Origin of the sequence: Bacteroides caecigallinarum (assembly GCF_021530995.1) — a bacterium.
Lineage (GTDB): Bacteria > Bacteroidota > Bacteroidia > Bacteroidales > Bacteroidaceae > Phocaeicola > Phocaeicola faecigallinarum.
In genome coordinates this window covers 1-688 of record NZ_JADYTF010000266.1, presented here as the reverse complement: position 1 = coordinate 688, position 688 = coordinate 1, and the positions used below count along the sequence as shown (strand labels likewise).

Here is a 688-nt window from a genome sequence, read left to right as displayed (position 1 = left end):
TGCCTTCCACTTTACCCTTCTCGCCATGAAGGGAAACGTCGAGCATGAACTGGGTGCGACCATCGCTCCAGCACAGCATGAGGGCCTTATACCCGAGAATACACTTCTGATGTATATGAGAGAAAATCTTGCCTATTGCCTCCATCCGGAATCCTGTCTTGGGCAGATCGGAATCATCAGCTATAAGAACAGCCGGAAGATGACTCTTCTTGAAATCCTTACGGCAGGTGATGGAAGAGACAAGCGTAACGGACATACGGTAAATCAGCCTGCGCCAATTGATATGGTTCTGTGCCATGAATGAATAGAACACATCCTTTCTGCCGCCAAACATACGATTGAGTATGGAGTTTTTATAATGTGAGAAACCTTTTATGGCAAAGAATGGCATCAGTACGATAAGTTGGAATACCTGTAGATTGGTCAGTTGGCAGTTGCTCCTTTTATTACCGCCCAGACTGCGGTTGTCAAAACGGAGGGAGACAAGAAGGGTGGAAAACATATCCATGATGGAACTTTTTCGTTTTTCACTGAAAAAATTCTTGAGTTCTGACGGAATATTAGTATATTTGCTCATGGCTTTGAGATGTGGAATTAGTCGTTTGGGAGCTACTAATTTACTCAATTTCTGTTATATACAGAAATTCTCAAAGCCTTTTTTATTTACTTCTCATCGAAATATTCTAAA

The 688-nt window shown here is 42.0% G+C and carries 1 pseudogene; it reads right to left on the bottom strand.

The features are described 5' to 3' along the window. A pseudogene (locus I6E24_RS16525) lies at positions 1-625 on the bottom strand (hypothetical protein); the annotation flags it as partial. Between the last annotated feature and the right edge of the window lie 63 nt (positions 626-688).